Source organism: Ruegeria arenilitoris (genome assembly GCF_013031355.1).
GTDB lineage: Bacteria > Pseudomonadota > Alphaproteobacteria > Rhodobacterales > Rhodobacteraceae > Ruegeria > Ruegeria arenilitoris_C.
Map to the genome: position 1 here is coordinate 1 of NZ_WPZO01000011.1, position 20,627 is coordinate 20,627.

18 protein-coding genes are annotated in these 20,627 nt (G+C 55.6%); 8 read left to right on the forward strand and 10 right to left on the reverse strand.

Features of this window, described 5'->3' with window-relative positions; translation table 11 throughout:
* Positions 1-417 precede the first annotated feature (417 nt).
* From GOX63_RS19375 to GOX63_RS19385, 3 genes are all read left to right on the forward strand, one after another.
* Entirely contained in the window at positions 418-807 is a 390-nt protein-coding gene (locus GOX63_RS19375) for a hypothetical protein (RefSeq protein ID WP_170546848.1), read from the forward strand.
* A gap of 71 nt (positions 808-878) precedes the next feature.
* Positions 879-1,610 (forward strand): SDR family NAD(P)-dependent oxidoreductase, encoded by a 732-nt coding sequence (locus GOX63_RS19380; RefSeq protein WP_170546851.1) that lies wholly within the window; start codon positions 879-881, stop codon positions 1,608-1,610.
* A complete protein-coding gene (locus GOX63_RS19385) occupies positions 1,607-2,341 on the forward strand; it encodes an SDR family NAD(P)-dependent oxidoreductase (RefSeq protein WP_170546854.1) in 735 nt (244 codons plus the stop codon). Before GOX63_RS19380 ends, GOX63_RS19385 begins: the two co-directional genes overlap by 4 nt.
* A 250-nt stretch (positions 2,342-2,591) precedes the next feature.
* Here the strand turns inward: GOX63_RS19385 and GOX63_RS19390 are convergent, their stop codons facing one another.
* Together GOX63_RS19390 and GOX63_RS19395 are read right to left on the reverse strand one after the other, a co-directional pair.
* Positions 2,592-4,145: a trimethylamine methyltransferase family protein gene (locus GOX63_RS19390; RefSeq protein ID WP_170328525.1), complete on the reverse strand. Its 1,554-nt coding sequence runs from the start codon at positions 4,143-4,145 to the stop codon at positions 2,592-2,594.
* Between the two features lie 159 nt (positions 4,146-4,304).
* The gene (locus tag GOX63_RS19395) at positions 4,305-5,270 is read right to left on the reverse strand and encodes a GlxA family transcriptional regulator (protein ID WP_170328524.1); all 966 of its coding nucleotides are present in this window, start codon (positions 5,268-5,270) and stop codon (positions 4,305-4,307) included.
* Between the two features lie 663 nt (positions 5,271-5,933).
* Between GOX63_RS19395 and GOX63_RS19400 the strand changes: the two genes are divergently transcribed.
* Positions 5,934-6,161, forward strand: coding sequence for an ATP-binding protein (locus GOX63_RS19400; RefSeq protein ID WP_170328523.1), 228 nt, complete (start codon positions 5,934-5,936; stop codon positions 6,159-6,161).
* Positions 6,162-6,224: 63 nt separating this feature from the next.
* Here the strand turns inward: GOX63_RS19400 and GOX63_RS19405 are convergent, their stop codons facing one another.
* The 4 genes from GOX63_RS19405 to GOX63_RS19425 all read right to left on the reverse strand — a co-directional run bounded on the left by GOX63_RS19405 (position 6,225) and on the right by GOX63_RS19425 (position 12,343).
* The gene (locus tag GOX63_RS19405) at positions 6,225-7,040 is read right to left on the reverse strand and encodes a glycosyltransferase family 25 protein (RefSeq protein WP_170328522.1); all 816 of its coding nucleotides are present in this window, start codon (positions 7,038-7,040) and stop codon (positions 6,225-6,227) included.
* A 278-nt stretch (positions 7,041-7,318) separates the two neighbouring features.
* On the reverse strand, positions 7,319-7,639 hold the full coding sequence (locus tag GOX63_RS19410) for a hypothetical protein (RefSeq protein WP_170328521.1): 321 nt from the start codon (positions 7,637-7,639) through the stop codon (positions 7,319-7,321).
* A 476-nt stretch (positions 7,640-8,115) separates the two neighbouring features.
* A complete protein-coding gene (locus tag GOX63_RS19420) occupies positions 8,116-11,256 on the reverse strand; it encodes an efflux RND transporter permease subunit (RefSeq protein ID WP_170328520.1) in 3,141 nt (1,046 codons plus the stop codon).
* 4 nt (positions 11,257-11,260) lie between these two features.
* Entirely contained in the window at positions 11,261-12,343 is a 1,083-nt protein-coding gene (locus tag GOX63_RS19425) for an efflux RND transporter periplasmic adaptor subunit (protein WP_170328519.1), read from the reverse strand.
* Positions 12,344-12,734: 391 nt separating this feature from the next.
* Here GOX63_RS19425 and GOX63_RS19430 point away from each other — a divergent pair, with 391 nt between their 5' ends.
* The 3 genes from GOX63_RS19430 to GOX63_RS19440 all read left to right on the forward strand — a co-directional run bounded on the left by GOX63_RS19430 (position 12,735) and on the right by GOX63_RS19440 (position 15,703).
* Complete coding sequence (locus GOX63_RS19430; RefSeq protein WP_170328518.1) at positions 12,735-12,989, forward strand: helix-turn-helix transcriptional regulator; 255 nt, start codon at positions 12,735-12,737, stop codon at positions 12,987-12,989.
* Positions 12,989-14,299: a HipA domain-containing protein gene (locus tag GOX63_RS19435; protein WP_170328517.1), complete on the forward strand. Its 1,311-nt coding sequence runs from the start codon at positions 12,989-12,991 to the stop codon at positions 14,297-14,299. The genes GOX63_RS19430 and GOX63_RS19435 overlap by 1 nt, the downstream gene beginning before the upstream one ends.
* Before the next feature lie 570 nt (positions 14,300-14,869).
* A complete protein-coding gene (locus tag GOX63_RS19440) occupies positions 14,870-15,703 on the forward strand; it encodes a Rossmann-like and DUF2520 domain-containing protein (RefSeq protein WP_170328516.1) in 834 nt (277 codons plus the stop codon).
* Between the two features lie 185 nt (positions 15,704-15,888).
* Here the strand turns inward: GOX63_RS19440 and GOX63_RS19445 are convergent, their stop codons facing one another.
* Entirely contained in the window at positions 15,889-16,218 is a 330-nt protein-coding gene (locus GOX63_RS19445) for a hypothetical protein (RefSeq protein ID WP_170328515.1), read from the reverse strand.
* Between the two features lie 292 nt (positions 16,219-16,510).
* Between GOX63_RS19445 and GOX63_RS19450 the strand changes: the two genes are divergently transcribed.
* Entirely contained in the window at positions 16,511-17,779 is a 1,269-nt protein-coding gene (locus tag GOX63_RS19450) for an Hsp70 family protein (protein ID WP_170328514.1), read from the forward strand.
* Between the two features lie 81 nt (positions 17,780-17,860).
* On the opposite strand, the gene GOX63_RS19455 is transcribed toward GOX63_RS19450, so the two are convergent.
* Genes GOX63_RS19455 through GOX63_RS19465 form a run of 3 tightly spaced genes read right to left on the reverse strand, consistent with a single transcriptional unit; the run spans position 17,861 to position 20,544 of the window.
* On the reverse strand, positions 17,861-18,502 hold the full coding sequence (locus tag GOX63_RS19455) for a class I SAM-dependent methyltransferase (protein WP_170328513.1): 642 nt from the start codon (positions 18,500-18,502) through the stop codon (positions 17,861-17,863).
* Positions 18,503-19,723 (reverse strand): DUF3419 family protein, encoded by a 1,221-nt coding sequence (locus GOX63_RS19460; RefSeq protein ID WP_170328512.1) that lies wholly within the window; start codon positions 19,721-19,723, stop codon positions 18,503-18,505.
* Positions 19,720-20,544 carry a UDP-2,3-diacylglucosamine diphosphatase gene (locus GOX63_RS19465; protein ID WP_170328511.1) on the reverse strand — a complete coding sequence of 275 codons (825 nt, stop codon included), beginning with the start codon at positions 20,542-20,544 and terminating at the stop codon, positions 19,720-19,722. Before GOX63_RS19465 ends, GOX63_RS19460 begins: the two co-directional genes overlap by 4 nt.
* Positions 20,545-20,627: the final 83 nt, after the last annotated feature.

Consider the following 20,627-nt stretch of genomic DNA (forward strand, 5'->3'; position numbering starts at 1 on the left):
TCCGAGAAATCGGCGCAAACGCAATACTCAGATGGAAAGAATGGAAAGCAAGAGACGAATAAGGGTTTCAATGATCCCGTCTAGCAGCAAACGCTTGCTGGAGCAGCCTAGTAGAATACCAGATTTTCCGAGTATTTCTGGGTTTCGATAATGTTCGGCACCGGTGGTGTCGTTGTACCTGCCGGCCAAAACGATCTTCCGCGATGGTTGCCCGACAAGCATGTTGAGGCACGCGCGCAGACCGCTGTATAAACTCCGCCCAACCAAAAGAACGCGCGCCGCCCCATTCGGGCGGTGTTTTGCGATCTAATAACCAAGCCGACATAAATACGAAATCGGTGTTTCTTTGTCGCTTGCGGGCCAACACTGTCGCGAACCGGCACGCCCAAGTAGAGCGATCGCTCTACCCATGTTTTTATGAATGGCACTCAGACCCAAATCGAAGAACGCCCCAACCATCAGTTTTCTGAAAAGGGCTTTCCCATCCAAAGCGTTGACGCGGCGGGGGTTGAAGCAAAGGCTTCGCCGAGAAGGCTAAACAAGTACTTCCGCGACCGCGAAACGATGGTGATTGCCTCCCTGGGGTCTTGCGCTGCAGCACATTCGGGCTGGGTAAGCCAGAACGTTTCAGAAAGCGCTGATCACATGCCGCAGGTTATGTTCGATTGTCGGTTTGGCTGTGTACTTGCGATGCGCCCGGGCACTGCTGGCAGTGACAAATACTCGCTGAAGCAGGAGCAACCGGCGATCCGGCAAGAGATAAAGAACGTGAAGTCAAGAAAATCCACATGCTTGCACATAGCCTGATCGGCAACAAACCGGGTGTCACAGCCGCTGATCTGCTGGAGCAGGCAATCGCAACTTAGGAGAACTAGGAAATGTTTGAAGGCAAATGCGCGTTGGTAACTGGCGCAGCCGGAGGTATCGGGCGGGTTATCGCAGACAAGCTCAGAGCGAGTGGTGCAAAAGTTGCCGTCGCCGATCGTACGACGGACGGAATCGAGGCCGATGCACATTTGCCCGGTGATCTGCTTGACCCAACCTACAGCGATCAACTGGCTGCTGCGGCACAAAAGGCACTGGGTGGATTGGATATTGTCATCAACAATGCAGGTGTCATCACCCGTGGTCCGGTCACGGAAACCAGCGACGCCGATTGGGCCTTGTCCATGGGCGTAAATGTTGAGGCTCCCTTTCGGATCTGCCGCGCTGCCATCCCTCTGATGGCCGAAACCGGTGGTGGAGCTATCGTCAACACATCGTCCTGCTGGGGCGGAAAGGCCCCCGGCCCGAACCATGCCCTGTACTGCATGACCAAGGCTGCGATTGCGTCGCTGACCGAATGTATGGGCATGGATCATGCGCATCAGGGCGTCCGGATCAACGCGGTCTGCCCCAATGAGGTGAACACGCCGATGCTGCGCTCGGGCTTTTCCAAGCGCGGTTTCGATCCGGACAAGGCTGTGGCCGAACTGGGCAAAACCGTCCCATTGGGACGCATCGCCGAACCCGAGGACATCGCCGATGTCGTTCTGTTCCTCGCATCGGATGCGTCGCGCTACATGTGCGGTGCGCTGGTCGAAGTAAATGGCGGGAAACCGGTCGCATGAGGCGTTTTGAGGGCAAAGTCGCGCTTGTTACCGGTGGTCGCTCCGGTATCGGGCAAGCCATCGCAGCACGGCTGGCTGATGAAGGCGCGCGCGTCTTCACAGCGCAGCGGGGAGCTGAGGACAGGTTCGAAGGGATCGCGGCGAATTTCTCGGACCCTAATTCTCCGGCACAGGTTGTGGCCGAGGTCGTGGAGCGGGCGGGGCAACTGGATGTTCTGGTCAACAATGCGGGCATGATGCAAGAGGCTCGTGTCGAAGACATGACACTGGCGGACTGGCAGAAAAACCTGACCGTCAACCTGACCGCACCCTTCCTGATGATCCAAGCCGCCCTGCCCTATCTGCGCAAGACGCGTGGCAGCATCGTCAATACCGGCTCGATCGAAGGTTTGGGCAGCAATCCAGGCCACGCGGCCTATTGTGCCTCCAAGGCCGGGTTGCACGGTTTGACACGTGCCGTAGCTGTTGACCACGGGGCGGAAGGCGTTCGTTGCAATGCAATCGCCCCGGGTTGGATCGACACCGAGTTAAATCTCGACTTCATCGAGACGATGCCTGACCCCGACGCCTTTCGCCGGGACATCGGAAAGATCCATCCGGTCGCGCGTACTGGCAAGCCCGAAGAAGTTGCTGCGCTGGCCGCTTTCCTTGCCGCCGAAGAAAGCGGCTTTATCACCGGTCAGGTTTACACCGTCGACGGTGGGCGCATGGCGAAACTGAGTTTGCCGTGAGAAATTCGCGGCGCATCATTGCTGCAGCGTTAAACTTGGACGTTGGCAAATCGACCTCAAGTGTTGATTTGCCAACGGTCTGTTCAAGCGAACCGAGCATCGACTAGTGAGGGTTCAATTACTCTCGCATCGCGCCACCTCGGCCTGTGCTTGGTGAGTGCGGTCCTCTCGACTTAAAGATACTTCCCACTTTGCGGGCAAAAAAAAGCCCGCCCATTTTCAGGGCGGGCAAGTCGGGGAGTATTATATCTTAGTAAGTCTGGTTCAGCTCATCGGCAGCAGGGATTTCCCGCTCGCGCCGTGCAATGTAGTCCAGAAGCTCTTCGTTCTTGGCTTCGTCCAGCTTGGGCTCTTCATACTCGCCCAGCAGTTTCTTTGCGTGTTTCAGCGCGCGCTCGGTGATCTCGACGCTGCCTTCTGCCTGCCATTGCTCGATCGAGTTGTTGTCAAACAGTTCCGGCATGAAGAACGCAGTCTGAAAGTTCTCTTGCGTGTGCGGGTGGCCCAGATAGTGGCCGCCTGGGCCCACGTCCGGAACCGCCGAAATCGCCTGATCGAAGTCGTGCCATTTCGGGCCTTCGGCCATGCGATAGGCCATTGCACATTGTTCCGCGTCGACGATGAACTTGGCGACCGAGCAGTGCATGCCCGCTTCGTTCCAACCCGCCGAGTGCCAGATGTAGTTCGCACCGGCGTGGACAACCGCGCCGAGCGTGGTTGCGGATTCATAGCCCGCCTGCGCGTCAAAGGTCTTGGCCCCGCCCAGCGTGTTCGAAGTGCGCCACGGCACATCATAGAACCGCGCCATCTGGCCAATCATGAAGTTCATCAGGCTGATCTCGGGCGTGCCCGCCATCGGTGCACCCGATTTCATCGACACGGTCGACAGGTAATGGCCCCAGATCGCCGGCGCACCTTTGCGGATCACCTGCGTATAGGCCAGCGCCGACAATGCCTCGGCGGTCAGCTGTGCAACAGTTGCCGGAACGGATGCGGGCGTGTTCGCGCCACCCAAAACGAAGGGCGAGCACAGCACCGGCTGATTGCGGCGGCAGAAGGCGCGCATTGCACCCAGCATGGTCTCATCCCAGACCAGCGGGCTGTTGCCGTTACAGTTGCCGGTGGTGACGGGATGGCTGTCGATGAATTCGTCACCAAACAGAATGGCGCACATATCCATCACGTCCTCGGCGTTCTTGGGCGACGTGGTCATTCCCATGAACATCTTGTCCGAGTACTTCATCGACGAGTACGTGATGCGCAGGTGGCGCTGGCTGATCGGGTGATCGTAGGGCTCAACGATATGATGGGCCGAGCTGTGCAGCGCAGGCATCATGTGGCTGAGCTTGTGGAACATCGCCAGATCTTCCAGCAGCGGGTTACGGCGCACATCGTCCAGATCGCGCAGGAACGGCGCGCCGGTCATCGGCACAAACACCGAGTGCTTGCCACCCAGCTTAACGTTGTTGTTGGGGTTACGAGCGTGATAGGTGAACTGCGCAGGAATGGTCGAGATCAGCTCCCGCACCATGTTGCGGTCCAGATAGACCAGCTCTCCATCCACCTTGGCGCCGGCTTTCTTCCAGTCCTCCAAGGCGATCGGATCGCGGAATTGAACGCCGACATTCTCAAGAATGTCCATGGCGGCGTTGTCGATGCGTTCAACCTGGCTGCCGTCCATAACCTCGCATTCAGGAATTGCGCGGGTCAGGCCTGGCAACATGTCAAACTTTGGAGCGGTACGGATTGCCCGGCGGGCAGAGCGCCCGCCTGAGCGGGAACGAGTGCGGGTTTCAGTGGTCATCGGGATTCTCCAGAATTTTTCTGAAAATCACATATTCCAGCTATTCCCGCGTGCCATCTTGCGAAGCAAATTTGATAGATACGACATGTATCCGACGTGTGTACCCGACCTTCTGGCCCACGAAAATTGCACCATCTCAACCAGACTTGCGCACAGGTTTCAGCTGATTTTGTTGCGTTGAGCGTGAGGGGAAACACCAAAGCGTGCGCGGTAAACCTTGGAAAAATGGCCGGAACTTTCGTATCCACATGCCATTGCAATGTCCGTTATGGAATCTTCTGTTTGCAACAGAAGCGTCCGGGCCCGGTCCAATCGCATTTCGACGTAGTACTTTTTTGGTGTCGAGTTCAGGTATTTCCCGAAAAGCCGCTCAAGCTGGCGAGTCGAAATACCAAGTCTGGACGCGATCGACGATGGCGGAATAGGGTCGTCAATCTGATCCCGCATAATGCGAATTGCCGCCACCAGGTGTTTATTTCGCATCCCATTTCTGGATTGCAAAGATACACGCTGCTCTGCGGTGGCGTTTCGGACCGCAACATAGACCATTTGATCGGCAACCTCGAGCGCCAGATCCTCGCCATGGTCTGCTTCGATCAAATGCAACATAAGATCTGCGGTTGCAGTGCCCCCGGACGCTGTGATGTGCTTTTCATCCGCTACGAAAACGCTGCGTACCAGATTTATGTTTGGGAACTCTTCCATGAAGCTGTCGTGGTATTCCCAGTGAATGGCCGCTTTCATCCCATCCAGGAACCCAGCCTCGGCCAATATCCACGCGCCGGAACACAGAGCCCCGATTTCGGCTCCCTTGACCCGCTCCCGACGCAGCGCCGACAGCAAGGGGCGGGTGACATGCGCGCGCATGTTGATACCCGACAACACCAGAAGCCTGTCGCATTTATGAACTGAAGTGAAATCTCCGTCTACAACAGTCTTGGTTCCATTCGAACAAGTGGCAAATTCACCATCTTCGGAATGCAGCGACCACTCGTACAAGTTTTTGCCACTGAGCAGGTTTGCAATTCGCAACGGTTCAATGGCACAGGAGAATGCAAGGTGAGAAAACTCGTCCGTAAGAAAAAACACGAACTTCTGTGCCTGGGACTTTTCCGCCTCGGTCACCACCTACCCGCCTTTCGAACCCGTCTGAGAGGGAGTTCGAGTATAACACGGGCTTTTAGACGTCAAGCGGGCTTGCTTCATCACGAGGGTTGGGCAGCAGATCAAGATACCGATTTCGGAAAAGCCGCCGACCGGTTTGACCACTCACAAAGCACAAGAGCGCTTTACCTCCTTGGGCTTTCCCAAGTTTGCACCGCGAGTTTTCTTGCTAAACCCTGTGGACCATTTTGACGGTGTAGACACAGATCGCATTTAAGGCTGCGAGCAGTTATCCAGCATGTGAACCTTTACGGTGTGGCTCTTCTTGTCGGGATTGTGACAAATGCAATGGGTCTTGTTTTGGCCCGTATTTGGTGCACACGTAACATTGGACACCGGGCTGGAGCAGCTAAATTCAAAGCTGTTCTTCGTTTCTTGCTCGTACTGAGTTTGAGATAAACCATGGAATTCAGGGAAGATGTCTGCTTTCCTTGAGGAACTTCGATATCTTTCATTGAATTGCCATCAAAGTTCACATTTTGCGACCTGGTATGGGCCACACCCAAACCACTTACCCCGCCATGAAACCTCAAACGAACAACAGCGGGAATTCGACCTGACCCGGATGTGCCGCCGCATGGCAAAGGATACCGCAGGTATCCAGTTCCAATCAGCAGAGGTATGATGTCCCTTCGTCGGTCAGAAAGTCAGCTTTCAAAGGGCCCTGTCGAACATCATCACAACACTAAAAAATTTGGCAGAGAGGCGCGGGTAAGCTTGCTCGTGCAAGACATTAGAATTGCCATCAATATCGATGATGATGGCTCCGGTGTGCCGCAGGACCGTCTTGAGAAGATCTTCGCGCCATTCGTGAGGTTGGACAGCGCGCTGACGCCAAAAGCGTTGCAATAGATAGCGCGTCGGTCGTTTCAGGTTTCTGCTGTGGTACAGAAACCCTGCCAGCACCTTACAAACTCAAGAATTTTCGCCATAGGCCGCTGGCAGCAAGAACTGTTCCGACCGAATGGACAGCGGTCTACGCTCTCCAAGCAGCAGTCCCTGGCAAAACAAGCCTGATTCAGCAAAAGAAACCGCAAGCCGCTTGAGCTTCGCCTTTGTCCAAGAGCTGTTTTGATAGACCGCGTATGATTGCGGAGAAGGGGGATTCAGCTCTTGGGGTCCGAAGTCTGCTTCCCTGTCGAAAACATCAAGCTGGACAGCCTGACACGGTTCGACCTGCATCTGCTGTGTCCAGTTTCTGGTCCACAAAAATGCCTCCATCATCGAATAATGCGTGGCTTCTTTGAGCAACCTTTTCGCCACTTTCGGTCCTACGATATAGGCGGCGGCACCACGCTTATTCTTAAAGATCTTTCGCGAAACAACCTGCAGTGTCGGGTTTTGCCAAACTGGGTTTCGTCCAACCGTGTGTTTGTATTGCGCGTATTCTAGATCGTATATGTAATTCCACGGCTCTTCGCGACTATCGATATAGTCGAGAACTGACTTGAAGCCGTCAGACAGCAAAACATCATCTTCCAGCACGCATACTTTCTCAGTCTGCGCAGCAGCTTTCTTCCAAACAAGCCGATGCGAAAATGTGCAAGCGATATCTTGCGCTCTGACTTTCCGGGTCCATTCATTGGCCGCGTTTTGCAACGTGTCCTCGGACAGCTCGCTGACCGAGACCCCGTCTACGAACTCTATGTCCAATCCAAGCCGCGCAGCTTGGCGCTGCTGAAACTCACGGCGCAGCTTGTTCTGGGGCGGGTTGATCATCATGATTTTCATAGTGGAACCTTTATTCTTTCAGGCCTGTCAGGAATTGGCTCTGAAAGAAGTTTTGAATGGTTGCGGCCCGCGGGCATGTCAACATGGACTGTTGCCGCCTGTAACTGTTGGAAAGCACATCGCATGGTGTGCACAGGCCCCAGGGCCTGGACCCAGGCGTATCTCTACGAATGCTATCCAATTGACCTCACTACTCGAGAAGATGTTCTCGCATTTTTCGTCTGAGTTCGTTGATCCTCGATGCGATGAATTGGAGTGCTACTATTCGAAAGACCGGCCTAAATCCACCCCCAAATAAGGGCTACGATTGCGGCGTGCGCACTGATCTCTGCCAACGCAGTCAGCGGGTTGCGACATGGTGACTTTCCGTTTTCGAGTACGTTCCAGCCAAGCTGCTCAGCTTTGCTGATCTGAACGACATACAGGTGCCACAACAAGTAACGGCTGCGATCGACCAGAACCAGCAGCAACTTGGCAAGGTTCGCCACTACCGATCTCAACGGGCCTAGGACCAAGGAAAGAAATGAGCCAACCGGGTGGTAGCTCCTTTTTTCGTCCATTCCCGAAAGATTTTCGGAATTGCTTGAAAATGTCGACAAATCTGAAATCCTTGCTCAGTGGCTGAATCGTTCTTGCCGATATATCGTCCGAGAAGATCACATCAGGATTACAACGCGGCAATAAAGTCATCCCTGTCCTTTTTCAGCGTCTAAGCGATCCAATTTGTAAGGGTCAGGACCCACTGATTTCGGTCTGCTGGCGTGATTCACCGTTGATGCGCTGGTCTAGCTACTGAGCCTAGCGAAGAGAAAACGTTCATGATCGGCGCCACCTCCATGAAAGCCCCCCGCACGGCGTCGAGTCCGTGCGCTAATAAATAAAGGTGGACGCCTGATTGGCAGACCAAAAAAGGCGTGATGAATACCACGTTGCCGGCCATCTGTGACCGCAAAGGGCGCGGCTATACCCGGTCGGAAGCAATGCAAAGCCGCAATGACAAGTGTCCGAAGGACTCCATCCCGGCCACCGCGCTCACCGGCATTTTCTGGGTATCAACCAAAACCGTGTCCTGAAACTAAAGTGCCTTTTCACCACTACCCCTATTCGCCTTGCCATGCACTTTCTCTCTGAACCGCTGAGCGAGTATGTACAGGGATGGTATTATGAAAATACCGACAAGCGCCGCTGAGATCATCCCGCCGAAAACCGGTGTGCCGACACCTCGCCGCGCGAGCATCGAGGCACCGTCGGCTACAACCAGCGGATAGAGTCCGGCGATGAATGCAAAGCTGGTCATCATCACCGCCCTGAAACGCGCGCGGGCACCCTGAATGGCAGCGTCCATGGCACTCAGACCTTGCTGGTACCGATCCATTGCGAATTCGACGATCAAAATCGCATTCTTCGCAGCAAGCGCAATCAGAACCACTAGGCCGATCTGGGCATATAGATTGTTCTGCAGACCCAACAACAGCAGCGCCCCCAAGGCACCACACACTGCGAAGGTGACAGAAAACAGCACCGCCAGCGGTATCGTCCAGCTTTCGTAAAGGGCGACAAGAAAGAGATAGGCAAAGAGCAAAGCAAGCCCCAGAACAATGGGCGTTTTTCCGGCAGCTTCGATTTCCTGCTGGGCAGTTCCCGTCCAATCGTAGCTGTACCCTTCGGGCAGGGTCTTGGCCGCAATCTCCTCCATCGCTGCGATGGCTTCTCCTGTAGAGACCCCCGGAGCAGGGCCACCGTTAATGGTCACCGCTTGGAAATTGTTGTAGCGGGTCAGCAATTGCGGACCCAGAACAAGCTCTGTCTTTGCAACGGCGCGCAACGGCACCATCTCACCGTCACTGTTTCGCACATGAATGCGGGCAATATCTGCGACATTGGCCCGGTATTTCTCATCCGCTTGCAGATTGACCTGCCACGTCCGGCCAAAGAGGTTCATATCGTTCACATGATACCCGCCCAACGTGACCTGCATGGCCCGGAACAGGTCGTCGACATTCACACCCAGCGTCTGCAACCTTTTACGGTCGAGATCGAGGTTCAGTTTCGGGGATTGTGCCGAAAAGGTGGTGTAAACGCCGGACAGCCGGGGGTCGGCATTGGCGGCTGTGACCAGCCCGGCCGCGGTAGCACCCAGATCCAAAACACTGTCGCCATGCAGGTCCAGAAGCTCGAACTCGAACCCGGCACCCGTGCCCAATCCAAGGATTGGCGGCAGATTAAAAGGAAAGGCGATCGCGTCTTCCAAACCGGCAAACTCACGCCGGACATGTTGGATCGAGGACTTGACGGACAAGGCCGGATCCGTCCGGTCTTCGAACGGCTTCATGATGGCGATGCCAAACCCGCTGTTCGATTTGTTCAGGCCATCGACAAAGCTAAAGCCCGTGACTGTCATGACATCCTGCACGCCGGGCGCGGATTTGATGATGGTCGCGACGTCCTCCATAACTTTGGATGTGCGGTTGATCGAGGACCCCTCGGGCAGTGCGACCTCAACAAAATAGGCGCCTTGATCTTCGACCGGCAAGAAGCCGGACGGCGCGGTCTTAAACAACCAACCCGCGCCAAAAAGCCCAAAACCAAGCAGCAACACTGCCAAAATTGCCCGACGGGCAAGAATTGCAACCGCATAGGCATAGCCGTCGCGGGCGTTGTCTATACGGCGCGAGATCCAGGCAAGCGGTCCGCGTTTTGGGGCGCTATCCCGGCGCAGCAGCACCGCGCACAAAGCCGGGCTGAGCGTTAGGGCGTTCAAAGCTGAAATCAGCATCGAAAAGGAAACTGCCACCGCGAATTGCTGGAACATCGTTCCAGTGATGCCGGGAATGAACGCGACCGGCACAAACACCGAAAGCAACACACAGGTTATTGCCAGAATGGGGGCCGTAATCTGTTTCATGGCCTCGCCGGTGGCTTCGGCCACGGTCATCTCGGGGTTTTCGCCCATGACCTTTTCAACGTTTTCGATCACCACGATCGCATCATCCACCACGATGCCGATCGCCAGCACCAATGCCAGCAACGAAACGGTGTTGAGTGAAAACCCCAAAGCGAGAATGAACGCCAGCGCACCAATAAGCGAAACCGGAACCGCGATAAGCGGGATCAGCGCCATCCGCAGGTTGCCCAGAAACAAGAAGACTACGATCACCACCAGGGCAAACGCTTGCACCAAAGTTTTCACAACTTCATCGATACTGGCGCGGACGAAGGTCACCGAATTGTAGGGCACACTCCAGTTAACCCCATCGGGAAAGGCGCTCTGCAATCCGGTCAGCGCCTTTTTTATGGCCTCTGATGTGTCCAGGGCATTCGCGCCGGGCTCAAGGTAGACACCAATCATTGCGGCCGGCTTATTGTCAAACGAGGAAAAGGAATCCCGGGTTTTTGCCCCAAGGTCTACTCGCGCGATATCACTGATCAAAACGAAAGAGCCGTCTGGACGAGCTCGCACGACAATCTCTTCGAACTCTGCGACGGTGCTCAACCGGCCTTGCGTCTGAATACTCAGCTGAAAAGTCGGGTCATTTGTCATCGGCTGCGCGCCAACGCGCCCCACCGCCGCCTGAACGTTTTGCGCATTAAGTGCGGCGATCACATCGTCGACGGTCACCGAAAGGCTGGTCATCTTGTCGATGTCGAGCCAGATCCGCATCGAGTAATCAAGCGCCCCGAACAGCGTTGCATCCCCTACCCCGGGTGATCTTTTGATGCTGTCCAGAACGTTGATTGTCGCAAAATTCGACAGAAACAAATCGTCGTTCTTTGGGTCGTCCGACGTTATGGCCACGACCTGCAACAGAGCCGAGGATTTCTTTTTGGTGTTGACGCCTGCGCGTGTGACCTCTTCGGGCAATGCGGACATGGCCAGGCTGACACGGTTCTGCACATTGACGGCATTGATATCGGGGTCCGTTCCAGGCTCGAAAGTGACCTGCAGATTATAGCTGCCATCCGAGCCGCTCGTCGATTTCATATACAGCATGTCGCTGACCCCGATCACCTGTTCTTCGATGATTTGGGCAACGGTCGACTCGACCACTTCAGCGCCGGCCCCTGGGTAACTGGTTGTGACCTGAACCTGCGGCGGGACAATGTCGGGCAGCTGCTCCACCGGCAGCTGTGTAATGGAGATCAACCCGGCCAGCGTAATCACCACCGAGATGACGATTGCGAATCTGGGACGGCGGATAAACAGTTGCGAGATCATGGGATCAGTTTCCGCTGGTGGCTGACGGTGTGCTCTGGGCTGTGGAGATGCTGACCTCGACGCCCGCATGAACGCGCTGAAGGCCGTCTGTGACAACCTGGTCCCCTTCGGTCAGACCGCTGGAAATGACAGCTTCAGCCCCTTCGGTCCGTTCCAGTTGAACCGGCTTTTTTTCGACCTTGTCGTCGCTTCCGACCGTGAAGACAAAGTAACCCGACTGATCTTTCTGCAAAGCCTTGGCGGGGATCACCAGCGATTTGTCCTGCGTGGGATCGGTGACAAGAACCCGCACCAGCTGATTATCAATGAGTGACCCATCCGCATTAGGAAAAGACCCCCGGACCAGAACGGTATCCGTGCCCGACTGCACCTGCGTGTCAGCCACTTCAATGCTGCCCGTTTCACCGTATGTCGTGCCATCGGCAAGGATCAGCTGCAGTTTCAGCGGCTCAGAGTCCGACGCCTTGACGCGGCGGGCACGAAATTCAAGCAGTTCAGTTTCGGTTACCGGAAAGGTTACATTGATGGGATCGATGCTGGACAGCGACAACAGGGTTCCACCCTCTGGGCTGACGAATGCGCCCACGGACAAGTCCGTCAGTCCGATCCTGCCATCAAAGGGCGCGGTTATCTTTGTATAAGACAGGTCAAGCTGAGCGTTCTGGAGGCTGCCCTGTAGTTCCAGCACATGTCCATCCGCCTCACCTTGCTGCGCTTCCGCTTTCTGAACGACCGCCTGAGGTGTGTCGCCTTTGGCGTAGAGCTTTTGCTGTCGATCAAGCTCGATATCGGCAAGTTTCTTTTCCGCTTGTGCCGCTTGGATCTGTCCCTGAATTTCCGTGACGCTCGCCTCGTAGGAATCCGGTTCGATCTCAATCAGGACATCCGCCGCTTTGACAGTCGAGCCATCCTTGAAATTGATAGACTTCACATATCCGGGCACGCGCGCAATCAGATCGACACGATCTACTGCCTCAACCCGGCCAGTGAACACTTCGGTCAACGATACTGGCTTCATTTCCGCCGCTGTCACGGTCACTTTGGGCTTCGGTTGGTTTTCCTGCGCCATGGCACTGGAGGGAGGCATGCTCAAGTGCAGAAACAATGCAGCGATTAGAAACCTTAATAGCAAGGTTCATCCTCCTGAAAAATTTGTAAGTATTTGCGTTGGCGCCAGAGTAACTCAATGCAGTTGAAAATCCAGAAACTGACGTTGCGTGCCTTGTCTGCGCCTCAACCAAATGAACATTGTTGCAATCAGGGGACACAGCTTTGCCCCGTTCTGCTTTTTCGCGCTGCAAAATTGCCGCGCAGTCGACATAGGCCCGGTTCGAAGGGCTGCATCGCGGTGTAATGGCCGATGCAGTTCGGCCTTTTCTACACTCTTAGGCATTTGCAGGATGGGTAATGATTTTGGGATTTATTGACAAAGTAATACTTTTGTCCTATTTGCGTTAAATCCCAAAAGGATTACCAACATGAAACCTATTCGCAGCACCTCGGATCTTTCGGCGTTCCTTCGCATCACCCGGCAGCAAAAGGGCTGGACACAAGCCCAACTGGGGGAACGGGCAGGAGTGGCCGAAAAGCATGTAAACCGCATCGAAAACGGCGCGAATGAACCGCGTATTTCAACCGTCATTGCACTTCTGGCTGCGCTGGGGTTCGAATTGATGGCTCAGGAAACAGGGACCGACACATCGGTTAGCCGGTCGGTAGAGGATCTGTTCTAATGGCGCGCCCCAGCCAAAAGCGCAGCCTTGATGTGTGGATGAACGGGCGCCTTGTTGGCGATTACAGCTACTCCGCCAATACCGGCATCAGCTTCCAATATGAACGTGATTGGTTGAACAACGGATTTGCCGTGTCGCGCCAGTTGCCTCTCACGGACCGTGTTCAGAGGGGCGACCGGGTGGCGGCGGTCTTTGAGAACCTTCTACCCGACAACACAGACCTGCGCCGTATTATTGCAGAACGCACCGAAGCGCGCTCAGCCCGGCCTCACGACCTGCTATCCGTCATCGGTCGAGATTGCGTGGGAGCCATGCAGTTCGTTCCCAAAGGCAGCGATCCCGGCGATCCGTTCGCCTACGACAGCGAGGTACAAAGCGAGGCGGAAATCGCGAACACGCTCCGCAATCTCGCAACCTCTCCGCTGGGATTGCGTGAGGGCGAGCCGTTCCGCATTTCTCTGGCCGGGGCGCAGGAGAAGACGGCTTATTTCCTGAAAGATAGCCAATGGCACCGCCCATTGGGACTGACCCCGACCACCCATATTTTCAAGCGTTCAATGGGGGTGGTGAACCAGCAAATCGACATGTCTGACAGTGTTGAGAACGAGTATCTGTGCCTCGAACTGACCCGCAGCCTTGGACTGCCTGTGAACGAAGCGAAAATCGGCACGTTTGAGGATCAAAAGGCCCTCATCCTCACGCGTTTTGATCGACGCCACCGTCAGAAAGACGGCACGCTCTTGCGAATGCCGCAGGAGGATTTTCTGCAGGCGATGGGTCTGGAATCCGGTCAAAAATACCAGGAATATGGCGGCCCGAGCTTTAAGGATTGTGCAGAACTGGCGAAAGGCTCAGCTGCACGAGAGGCGGATATGGCGCTGCTGGTCAAAGCCCAGATTGTCTTTTGGATTCTACAGGCCACAGACGGGCACGCGAAAAATTTCTCAATCGAAATGCTGACCGATGGGTACAAGATGACCCCTCTCTATGACATCCTGAGCGCAGCCCCTCATGACGCAGGTGGCTCTCTGCGCAAGAAAGACGTCCGAATGGCCATGTCCGTCGGAGACAAGCGATACTACCGCATGGACCAGATACATCCTCGTCACTTTGCACAAAGTGCAGCACGCTCGGGCATTCCCCCTCGCGTTTTCGATGACGCCGTTGCGGAGCTTACAACAGATGGTCAACAGGCAATAACCCAAGTGGGCGACACGCTTCCCGAGAATTTCCCGGATCGGGTCGCCGGGCCAATCATAAAGCTGGCTCAAAACAGGATGCAAGTTCTTGAAGCCTTTGTAACAGGATAGGTGGTTGGGCCGAAGGGGCGCGCACCACCTGAGCCTCGTCGAGTCCACGAGACATATGTAAAACGTCTGGACCGATCATTAATGGCGCGGGTCTTCGAACGGCATCGCGGAAGTCCAAACCTACACCACCATTCTCAATCGCTACACGCCCTTGGCAAAGCGCGATGTTATCTCAAGGCATTCTCGGCCCATTTGCCGGAAGGGCTGGTCGATATCGTGCCCGCAACTGGAACGAGGCGGTCAGGGCCGTTCTGGGCATTTTGGACATCGCTTACGGTCTCAGAACCGGTATCTGCTACACTGCCCTTCCGTTTGGGGTCGAGTTGGTCAAGGCCGGGGCTCAATGAATGATTGTCGGTCTGCTGACCCTGAGTCTGATCCTTATTTTTCGCAAGAAAAGCCGATCATGCTTCCCAACCTGATGTCGCGAACGAATTCAATTTGGCGAAGACCTCACAGAAAACGCCGCTTGAGAGAAAAAGTCCAGCAGTGTTGAATTGGGCGCAAGAAGACCAACGCAACAGACCGTTGTTGGCTACCTCTCATTTAAGCAACTGAGGACCGCTGGATATGAAACAAATTTCCATAAACCTGATCGGCGCGGGTCGAGTCGGGCGGACCTTCTTGCACCTTCTGGCCGCAAACCCGAATTGCCGGGTTCAGGATATCCTCAGCGGTAACTATAGCTCGGCCCAAAACGCCGTCGAACAGGTCAAGGCCGGCCGCGCCGTGCAGCAGATTTCGGAATTGCGCCCCGCCGACCTTTGGATCATCGCAGTGCCGGATACTCAGATAGCCGCCGTGGCGGCGGACCTGGCCGAAGGGCTGGCGGGAACAGAGGCAGCAAAGGTATCGGTGGCGTTTCACTGCAGCGGCTTTTTCCCGGCTGCTGAGATGGATCCGCTGCGGCACCTAAATTGGCATCTTGCCAGCGTTCACCCGGTTTTGTCCTTTGCTGACCCAGAACGCGCAAAAGATCAGTTCAGGGGTGCGCTGTGCGGGCTTGAAGGTGACGAGGCGGCCCTGGCTGTCATTAAACCCTTACTGGAACAACTGGCGGTCGAGTGCTTTGCAATCCGTTCCGAGGGCAAAAGCCTTTATCACGCGGCGGCCGTGATATCGAACAACTTTACCGTCGTGTTGCAAGCGATCGCACGAGAAGCGTGGAAAGATGCGGGCGTAGCGGATGATATCGCACGTCGGCTGAACGAAAAGCTCCTCGACAGTACCGCCGAGAATGTCCGTGCTTTGGGTCCGCAGCAGGCACTGACGGGCCCGGCGGCTCGCGGCGACGAACAGGTTGTCGCCTCTCAGGGCCAAGAGGTTGCGCGCTGGAATCCGGAGGCCGGCGAAATCTATAGCATCCTGAGCAAATTGGCACGCACCATAAAGACAAACGGCTGATCTTGCTGCGAGGTTTCTGAACGAACAAAGAAGTCACGCTGAATGGGCAGATTCTGGGCGTCAATAACCTTTGTAGATCATGTTCGCGACAGGATCACATCCTTCGGATAGTGCCGCTCGTCACGGACACCAAACAGACGAAAATCAAAGGTCACATGCAGTCTTAGGTTTGAATACGGTGGGCACTACTCTTCGGGGCCCAGTTTGCCGGTAGCAACAAGAGTTTCAAAATACTCGACCTTCAGATCGAAGGATTTCAGGAGTTTTCTGGTGCTTGGCTTAACCACGGCATCATCGAAAGCGCCCTGCTCAAAGTGCCCAGCTGCCTCAAGATCGGACCAAAGGCTTGTGACCACCAACTCCTTCTGACCGCTGTTCACCTTGACTGCGAGGGCAGCGCCGAGGTGTCCGGGAAGCTGTGCCATTTCAACGAAGGTGGTTCGCTTCAGATGCTCTGCATATTGTTCCAGGACCTCATCAGTTCCTGCTACTGCGCGCCACCAACGGATTATCATGCTGCTTCTCTTCGTTTGAATTTCTATTGTGAAAGTTTGGAGCGAGAGCCCCGGCCATATCTTTTTTGCATCGGGTTGAGGCCGGAGTTCAATTGCCTTCAACACCACCACGGAAGGACAACTTTGTGAACTTTGAATTGCTTAAAGACGAGGTGGATGGTGTTTCGTCAGAGGAGTATGGGGGATCGCGTGGCCGCGCTGAAGACGTCCTTTTCCTATCCCTCCCTTGACCCCAGCATGAGGACACTTTACGGGCTGCTTCCTTTGCAAAAGCATGTTGGAGACCTATGCCATGGCCCCGGTAAACCCCTGGATTGGCATCGATTTCGGCACGTCGAATTCGGCGGTGGCCTTTCTCGACGGAAACGCACCCCGTCTGGTAAGGTTCGATGGATCGGTCACGACACTTCCCACCACTTTTTTCTTCGATTTCGACACGCGCAAAACCTTGATCGGTGAACCTGCCAACCAAGCGCTGCTCGAAGGGTTGGAAGGGCGTTTTATGCGGGCGCTCAAACGGGTTCTGGGCACCACGCTGATGCATGAAAAGCGCCAGATCCTGAATGAGAGGCTGACATTCGTTGAGATCATCGGGTCTTTCCTGCGCAGACTACGGGAGCGTGCCGAAGCTGAGCGCGGCGTGCAATGCACCCGCGTTGTGTCGGGTCGCCCCGTGGTTTTTCATGGGCTGGACGACCCGCGTGAGGCACAAGCCGAGGCCGACTTGCGGGCGTGCTACGAAGCCGCCGGGTTTACCGAGGTCCTGTTCTGCCCCGAACCTGCTGCAGCCGCGATCGCAACCGGTGGAATGGGCCATGAAGGGGCAACTGGATTGGTCGTAGATATCGGCGGTGGGACGTCGGATTTTTCAGTTTTTCGATCGGGAACCTCAGGCATTGAAATTCTGGCCAATCATGGTGTGCGGATCGGCGGTACAGATTTTGATCGTGCGATCAGCATAGATCGCGTGATGCCCCTTTTGGGCAAGGGCTCGATGATCCGGGATGTTTTCGGCAGTGGCGCATCGCAAGCACCCAATGCGATCTTCAATGACCTTGCGACCTGGGAGATGATCCCGTTCCTATATACCGCGCAGAACCGGCGCATGGTCGATGAAATGTTAAAAATGGCCAAGTCCCCCGAGCGGATGTCCCGGCTTGCCTCAGTTTTGGAGCACGAATTGGGTCACGAGCTGGCCTTCGCCGTTGAACGCGGGAAGATCGCTGTGAACACAGGTGCGGATGATCCAGCAATTGTACTGGATATGATGGAACGAAATCTGTCGGCACCGCTGAACAGCGCCCTGGTCGCGGACAGCCTTGCCACACATGCGACGCTTCTGGAGGAAGGAACGCAAGTGGTGCTGCGCCGGGCCAACTTGACGCCCAGCCAGATCGACCGTGTCGTCTATGTGGGGGGCTCAAGCCTGATGGGTATTGTGCCGAAAACGATGCGCAGTGTGTTTCCCAAGGCAGATCATACCTTTGCCTCGGTCTTTACTGCGGTTGCTGAAGGTCTGGCCATCGTCGCAGCGCAAGAAGGCGGCTTAAGTCCTCCGTGAACCCATCTCAGTCACCTCAATGGGGCGGGTGTCCGCCCCACCCCACCAAGGGTTCGTGTGTCGGGACCTTTTGGGGCGCTCCTACCTACTTTCGCTCGTGAAGCATCCGTAAACTGCGTAGTTGCGATATAAACGCCGGAGCGTGACTTTGCCGTCATTTTGCGCAAGCTCTCGCAGCGCCGTTTCCAGCGTCGTTCGCGGGGCCACGTGAAAGCGGGCGAGCCAACCAAGAAGGGCACGTTGAAACCAGCGCGGCAGGCCCGCGCTGTCGCCGAAATCAACCACATGGAGCTGTCCGCCGGGCGCGAGATGCCGGGTTGCCTCGGTCAACGCGCCTTTCCAGTCGGGGATCATCGAGAGGCTGTAGGACAAGACAATATGGTCAAAGCTCTCGACGCCGAACATGGCTCTTGGGTCAAACCGGCAGGCATCCCCCTTGGCCAGCACAGCATTCCGGCCCAGCTTTGTCCGAGCCGTCGTCAGCATTTGGTCTGAGATATCAAACCCGTATATCTTGGCCTCGGGATATCGTTTGTGGATCATCGCCAGATTGCGCCCTGTACCACAGGCGACCTCCAGCACGCGCGCGCCGGGCTGGATGTTCATTTCGTCGATCAGATGATCGCGCCCCAAAAGATAGTATTTCCGCGTCAGATCATAGATGAGCCGCTGATAGCGATAGGTCTCATCCATCAACTGAGAATGTTCGATCGTGCCATTCATTTACGCGGTCTTTCGGTAAAGCTGTACACCGCCATAAATCGCGGATCGGTCGGTCTTGAATGCGGTCTGGGACGCCTCGGTGTCATAGGTCCATTGACGAAGGGTCGCGTCCTCGACCCGGCCGGGCAGAATGTCGTCTGCCCCGCCGGTGCGGAACAGAACACGCGCACCAGGCCGGGCGGTGCGGGTAATCTGGGTCCAAAGCGCGTTCAGTTGCGCATCCGTCATCCAGTCCTGCGCGTCGAGAAGGACATAGACCGATTTCGATCCGTTGGGTGCCATGGTCAAAACATCGGTGATGGATTGGTTCAGGATCTTGGCGCGACCCGCTGCGCTGCGCAACGCTTCGAAATGCCGCTCTTCAAGGTAAGGGGGTACCGGTCCTTCACCATCAGGCGCATAGGCGCGGTTTGCAGCCTGCCATGCAAAATAGTTCTCGGCGATCGGGAAGTCACAAAACAGCTTTCGCGTGCGTTCCTTGAGAACCGGGATGATGTCGCCATCCGCATCGCTGGCCAGCTTGTCATATTGTGCGGGCGGGATACCCAGCCCAAACAGTGAAGCGCGGCGGCGGGCCAGGAACTTGACGAACCGCGAGTTATACAGCGGCGCGATCTGGCTGGTGAAAAAGGCTTCCTGCTCGGACAGGGTATTGGCCCGCAAAAGTTGATTGAAATCAACACGACCCAGACGAGCGACCAGATGCACCGCGCCAAGATAGGCTCCAAGCACTCCAAAGCGGTAGAAGCCGCGCGCAAACATTGATTTGCGGCTGCGCAACCCGGTGCGTCCGTTCCAGAATGCCCGCGATTTAGCGTCCAGATGCGACAACACGAATTGGTTCAATAGTTCGACATTTTCGGGCCGATCTGCATAGCCAAAAACCGAGTAGAACGCCTTGTGATCGGGCAGGTGTGTAGCCGCAGCAAGCTTGAGCCGGTTCAACTCGACATGCCAAGGCGACAAATCCACAGCAGTCAGCGAGGCGGGCTGTGCGGTCAGATAGGACATCACATTGCACCCGCCCGAGGCGATGCAAATGATGTCATCATCTTCGTCTAATTCGAGGGCAGCCATGTCACACACCGGGTCTTCCCAGATCTGCGGATAGACCAGACCGCGAAAGAGAAAGGCAAATGCACGCTCAGAGACTGTATCCAGCGAAAAGGCTCGATTCTCATAAACCGCATCTCTGATTGTGTCCGTGCTTGCGACGCTCATGCCTGCTCCTTCTCTGATGTGAAATTGAGTGCGTGTTGCGCCCGTTTTCGACGTGTCTGGCGTTGTTCCAGCAACCGCATCCTGTTGCTGCGTGACTCCCAGTCGACAAGCCGCAGCGCACCGTGCATGTCCTCGACAATTGCGGTGCAGCTCTCCACCCAATCACCGGTATTCACATAGTGGACGTCACCAATCTGACGGATCGCAGCATGATGAATATGGCCGCAGATCACCCCGTCAAAACCGCGCTGGCGCGCATCCTCGGACAGGACTTCTTCGTACTTGCCGATAAAGTTCACAGCCTGCTTGACTTGATGCTTAGACCATTTCGACAGCGACCAGTATTTGCGCGACCAGAGCCGGCGAACCATGTTGATTTTTGGGTTGAGCCAGATCAGCGTCGCATAGGCGCGGTCACCCAGATAGGCCAACCATTTCGCGTTGGCGATGACCGTGTCGAACTGATCCCCATGCGTGACAAGGTATCGCTTGCCGTTCGCCGCCACGAATGTGTCGTGGTCCTTGACTTCAATGCCCCCGAAATGAATGCCGGGAAAACGGCGCATTACCTCATCATGGTTGCCTGGGATAAAGACGACGCGAGTTCCTTTCTGTGCCTTTCCCAGAATGCACTGAACAACATCATTGTGCGCACTTGGCCAATGCCAGCCGCGTTTTATCTGCCAGCCGTCAAAGATGTCACCCACAAGGTAAAGCACGGCGCTGTCGTGTTTTTCGAGGAAGTCTGCCAAGAGGGCCGCACGGCATCCCCGCGTTCCCAAATGGACGTCAGATATGAATATTGCGCGGTAGTTTGTCATCGACAGCCCAGACCAGATTTGGGGCTGGGCCTATCGCTTGAATGTGTCAGCGTCGTAACAGAACCGAATTTCTACCCTGTTTT

Bases quoted from the DNA above. Each gene is read 5' to 3' on its own strand.
- GOX63_RS19450 (WP_170328514.1), top strand. From the start codon at position 16,511: ATGGCCCCGGTAAACCCCTGGATTGGCATCGATTTCGGCACGTCGAAT.
- GOX63_RS19385 (WP_170546854.1), top strand. From the start codon at position 1,607: ATGAGGCGTTTTGAGGGCAAAGTCGCGCTTGTTACCGGTGGTCGCTCC.
- GOX63_RS19405 (WP_170328522.1), bottom strand. From the start codon at position 7,040: ATGAAAATCATGATGATCAACCCGCCCCAGAACAAGCTGCGCCGTGAG.
- GOX63_RS19425 (WP_170328519.1), bottom strand. From the start codon at position 12,343: ATGCCTCCCTCCAGTGCCATGGCGCAGGAAAACCAACCGAAGCCCAAA.
- GOX63_RS19400 (WP_170328523.1), top strand. From the start codon at position 5,934: ATGTCCCTTCGTCGGTCAGAAAGTCAGCTTTCAAAGGGCCCTGTCGAA.
- GOX63_RS19440 (WP_170328516.1), top strand. From the start codon at position 14,870: ATGAAACAAATTTCCATAAACCTGATCGGCGCGGGTCGAGTCGGGCGG.
- GOX63_RS19430 (WP_170328518.1), top strand. From the start codon at position 12,735: ATGAAACCTATTCGCAGCACCTCGGATCTTTCGGCGTTCCTTCGCATC.
- GOX63_RS19445 (WP_170328515.1), bottom strand. From the start codon at position 16,218: ATGATAATCCGTTGGTGGCGCGCAGTAGCAGGAACTGATGAGGTCCTG.
- GOX63_RS19465 (WP_170328511.1), bottom strand. From the start codon at position 20,544: ATGACAAACTACCGCGCAATATTCATATCTGACGTCCATTTGGGAACG.
- GOX63_RS19420 (WP_170328520.1), bottom strand. From the start codon at position 11,256: ATGATCTCGCAACTGTTTATCCGCCGTCCCAGATTCGCAATCGTCATC.
- GOX63_RS19460 (WP_170328512.1), bottom strand. From the start codon at position 19,723: ATGAGCGTCGCAAGCACGGACACAATCAGAGATGCGGTTTATGAGAAT.
- GOX63_RS19375 (WP_170546848.1), top strand. From the start codon at position 418: ATGAATGGCACTCAGACCCAAATCGAAGAACGCCCCAACCATCAGTTT.
- GOX63_RS19390 (WP_170328525.1), bottom strand. From the start codon at position 4,145: ATGACCACTGAAACCCGCACTCGTTCCCGCTCAGGCGGGCGCTCTGCC.
- GOX63_RS19435 (WP_170328517.1), top strand. From the start codon at position 12,989: ATGGCGCGCCCCAGCCAAAAGCGCAGCCTTGATGTGTGGATGAACGGG.
- GOX63_RS19455 (WP_170328513.1), bottom strand. From the start codon at position 18,502: ATGAATGGCACGATCGAACATTCTCAGTTGATGGATGAGACCTATCGC.
- GOX63_RS19380 (WP_170546851.1), top strand. From the start codon at position 879: ATGTTTGAAGGCAAATGCGCGTTGGTAACTGGCGCAGCCGGAGGTATC.